The following is a 4286-nucleotide window of genomic DNA, read 5'->3' as shown; positions in this document are numbered from 1 at the left end:
GTGGTGGTGAGCGTCGCGAAGGCGGCTACAACCGTAGTGGTGGTGGTGAGCGTCGTGATGGTGGTACACCCCGCGAAAGAAGTGGTAACGCCGGTGGTGGCTTCCGTGATTTTTCGGGCAAACGCCGCGAAGATCGCCCCGAACGCCGCAGGAGATTTTAAGGTAGTGATTAGTTAATTGGAGATTAGTGATTAGTTTAATTTTACTAATCACTAATTAACTAATCTCCAATCACAATATTAGTTTAGTTAAAAAAGCCTTCTGCCTGTAACAGGCAGAAGGCTTTGTTTTTTATATTATCTTTTCATTATTGCATAAACTGCATAAACAGCTCATCGGCAACAATAATATGCAGAGCTATTAATAAAACGTAGCTTTTCATATACGTTAAACTTAACAGGCAGTACTAATCTTCTACTTTGGTTTTTAATTCGGCCTTGGTAACGTACACCCGGTGGCCCGATTTATTTACATAATAATAGCGAGACTTACTATCTATATAAATATTCTCATTATGGGGGCCAGCCTTGCCATCATATTTTTTATCTACAACAGCGGCAGCACCTTTCGCGGCCAACTCTGATGTTTTATGGCCCACTGCGGTTGCAGCTTCGGCAGTTTCGTTACCAACCTTTTTAGCTGTTTTAGTGGTGGCATGGCCTACCTTTTTGGTGGTTTTATCAATTTTTTGCCCAAGGGTTGTATCTCTGTGTGTTTGAGCCTGTGTTTGTGCTGCGGCAAATAATCCCGTTGCCAACAAAGCAACTTTCATTAAATTTTTCATAGGTCTTTATATTTAAAGACCTTAACACAATTTCTCTGCCAAATTTTTCATTTCCAGGTAGGGCGGGCGCTTTTGATATAATATAGCGTAAACGGCATCGCAAATAGGCATATTAACATTGTACTGTTTATTAACCTGGTGTAGACAATTTACGGCATAATAACCCTCGGCAATCATATTCATTTCTAATTGTGCCGATGTTACCGTGTAGCCTTTACCTATCATGTTACCAAAAGTACGGTTACGGCTAAATTGCGAATAGGCGGTAACCAACAAGTCCCCCAGATAGGCCGACTCTTTAATATCCCTGTCAATAGGATGTACCGCGGCTACAAAACGTTCCAGTTCGCGTATAGCATTTGATATTAAAACCGACTGAAAATTATCACCATACCCCACACCATGGCAAATGCCGCTGGCAATAGCATAAATATTTTTTAGTACAGCGCCATATTCGGTACCATAAATATCGTCAGACACAATGGTTTTAATATAGCGCGTATTGATCATCCCTGCAAACTCAGCGGCCAGCTCGGTATTCATGGAGGCAATGGTTAAGTATGATAGTTTTTCCAGTGCTACTTCTTCGGCATGGCAGGGGCCGCTTATAACCGCGAAACGATCAAAAGGTACGTTGTAATGTTGATTTAAAAACTCGGCTATTATCTGGTTTTCATCAGGCACTATACCCTTTATAGCCGATACAATTTTTTTACCAGCAAGATCATCAGCAGTAATATCTTTTAAAGCCTCCTTCAAAAATGCCGCGGGTACATTTAATAAAACAATATCCGCAATGGCAACAAGCTCTTTAAGGTTGTTGGATATGTTTTGTGCAGACAACTTGATCTCGACCGAGCTTAGATAGTTGGGGTTGTGGCCAAACTGCTGAATCTGTTTTACAGCATCTTCATTGCGCATCCACCAAAAAATTTCCTTTTCGGTAGTATTATCGCTAAGCATTTTAATGTTAGCTGTGGCCCAGCTCCCTCCACCTACAACCAGTATCTTATTTTTATGATTATGCACGGGGCAAAGTTAATAATTTGTCTGAACTAAGATTTGCATGATTTAAGAATGACAGGATTTAATCATGGCAATCTATAAATCTTATAAATCATGGTTCAGACATAAAAAAGGCCAACCTTTCGGTCAGCCTTAAATTCTTTTCATTTGCAAATTTGCACACCTGCATATCCGCACATTTAATTACTTCTTATCATCATCAGTAGCAAATAGCTTGGCTTTATCTACTTTTTCTACCGCAGAATCATCCTTTAATGTTTTTGAAATAGCCGGATAAGGGGCTGATACTACCTCATCGCCGTCTTTTAGGCCCGATAGTATTTGTATATAAGTATCATCCTGTATACCGGTGGTTACCAGCGTTTGTTTTACCGTACCGTTGTTATAAATAAATACATACTCTTTGGATGGCTGGCTGCTTGCGGTTTTTTCTTTGTCATCCTGTTTTGGGCCATCAACTTTTTCATCCTTCTTTTCATCGCGCGTGGTTACCGACTGTATAGGTACCGACAATGCTTTGGTATGATTGGTTTTAATATCAACCGTGGCTGTTAAACCCGGACGGAACGGCGACGTGTTGGCACGATCCTTACGCATAATGTCGGCGTATGATTTTGGATCTATCCTTACCTTAACAGTAAAGTTGGTTACCTGATCGGCATTGGTACCCACCACATTGGCCGAACTTCCTATCTCCATTACCACCCCGCTAAATTTCTTATCAGCAAAAGCATCGATCTCAATTTTTGATGAATCACCTAATTTAATTCGGTTAATGTCATTTTCGTTTACATCCACGTTAACATCCAACTGGCTTAAATCAGAGATGGTCATAATCTCGGTACCTGCAAACTGGGCAGTACCCAATACACGTTCGCCCTGCTCTATGGATAATTTAGATATCACACCATCTATCGGCGAATATATAGTGGTTTTTATCAGGTTATCCTGCGCTTCTTTAACAGACGCCTGTGATTGTGCCAAACCAAATTTTGAACCAATAACATTCTGCTTTGCAGCTTCTAAAGAAGCTTTTGAACTTTCATAAGCAGCTTTTGACGCATCAAACTCCGATGCGGTTAACACCTTTTTATCAAACAATTCCTTGTTACGTTTATAGGTTGCGGCCTGGTTTTCATAATTAGCTTCGGCTTGTTTTAACATTTGGCTGCTGTTACCAACGTTTGCTTTTTGCGAGTTATATGATGCAACCGCACGCTCGTAACCTGATTTTAAAATATCAGGACGTATTTTACATATCAGCTGGCCTTTTTTAACTACGTCGCCCTCTTTTACCGGTAGCTCAACAACCTCGCCTGATACTTCAGGGCTTATTTTAACTTCTGTATGCGGTTTAATTTTGCCGCTGGCAGATACCGTTTCATTAATGTCGCGCACGGCAGCTTTTTCGGTTGCCACCTGTATTTTTGCCGGCTTACCTATTATACCGGTAACCTTACCCACTACAAGCAGCACTACCAGCACACCAAGCGTTATCAGAATATATTTTGTATTTTTTTTCATGATGGTTTTTAAATTTTAAAGAGATATAGGGTTACCTAAATAATAATCAATTACTTTACTTCTGAATATGACTGTGTATTGTGCTTGTATCATATCATTTTGTGCCTTGTTATAATTGGTAAGTGCCGTATTATACAACAAGGTATTTACCAAACCAACGTTATATCGTTCCTGGGTAACATTCAATGCATCTTTATTAGCCTGATACGTTTGAATTGCCGATTGATACTGCTTATTAGCTGCCTGCAGATCTAAAATAGCCTGTATAATAGTTTTACTTAAATTATTACGGGCAATTTGTGTGGACAGCTCGGCATTTTGATAATTAAGTTTAGCCTTACGCACATTGGTACGTGCCTGGTACCTGTTAAAAATGGGTATTTGTAAACTAACACCTATTGACTGGTTAAAGTTGTTGCCAAACTGGTTGGTAAAAGGATATGGCCCATAAATTGATTGTGCAACCTGTGTTTGTACCAGTTGACCGGTTCCTTGTACCGTGCCTATAGTTTGTAATACCGGCGAGCCAAAGCCAATAAATTGCGACGCAGCATTTGAGTAGCTTGATTGCAGATTACCAAATAATGATAGCGTTGGATAATAAGTGCCCTTTGCTATTTTAATAGCCTGTGCAGACGTTTGCTGCCTTGCCTCGGCCAGTTTTACATCAGGGTTAACGGCAAGTGCGGTTTTAAGAACGTCATTTTGATCATATATGGTCTTTATATCCGTTAGCCTGCTAATATCCGGTTTTTCAACAATAATCGGTGTATTAGGATCCATCTCCATATATTGTTTAAGTACCAATATGGCCAGATCCAACTGGTTTTGGGCCGTGGTTAAATTATAATTGGCTATTGATACCTGCGCTTTAGCCTGCGACAGGTCGGCCAGCGTTTGGTTACCTACGTTAAAGCTTATCTGCGATTTATCTAAGGTTTGGTTAGCTATA

The 4286-nt window shown here is 40.2% G+C and carries 4 protein-coding genes; all 4 read right to left on the bottom strand.

The window, feature by feature from the left end:
- Positions 1-406: 406 nt before the first annotated feature.
- Positions 407-784: a hypothetical protein gene (locus ABI367_RS02070; RefSeq protein WP_462229272.1), complete on the bottom strand. Its 378-nt coding sequence runs from the start codon at positions 782-784 to the stop codon at positions 407-409.
- Between the two features lie 21 nt (positions 785-805).
- Positions 806-1813, bottom strand: coding sequence for an NAD(P)H-dependent glycerol-3-phosphate dehydrogenase (locus tag ABI367_RS02065; RefSeq protein WP_462229270.1), 1008 nt, complete (start codon positions 1811-1813; stop codon positions 806-808).
- 180 nt (positions 1814-1993) lie between these two features.
- Positions 1994-3334 carry an efflux RND transporter periplasmic adaptor subunit gene (locus tag ABI367_RS02060; RefSeq protein WP_462229268.1) on the bottom strand — a complete coding sequence of 447 codons (1341 nt, stop codon included), beginning with the start codon at positions 3332-3334 and terminating at the stop codon, positions 1994-1996.
- A gap of 15 nt (positions 3335-3349) precedes the next feature.
- On the bottom strand, positions 3350-4286 hold a 937-nt coding region (locus ABI367_RS02055), incomplete at its 5' end, for a TolC family protein (protein WP_462229266.1).

Source organism: Mucilaginibacter sp. (assembly GCF_039935595.1).
In the GTDB taxonomy this organism is placed as follows: Bacteria; Bacteroidota; Bacteroidia; order Sphingobacteriales; family Sphingobacteriaceae; genus Mucilaginibacter.
Note: the sequence above shows the minus strand (reverse complement) of the source record. Positions and strands in the feature narration are given on the sequence as shown.

Bases quoted from the DNA above. Each gene is read 5' to 3' on its own strand.
- ABI367_RS02060 (WP_462229268.1), bottom strand. From the start codon at position 3,334: ATGAAAAAAAATACAAAATATATTCTGATAACGCTTGGTGTGCTGGTA.
- ABI367_RS02070 (WP_462229272.1), bottom strand. From the start codon at position 784: ATGAAAAATTTAATGAAAGTTGCTTTGTTGGCAACGGGATTATTTGCC.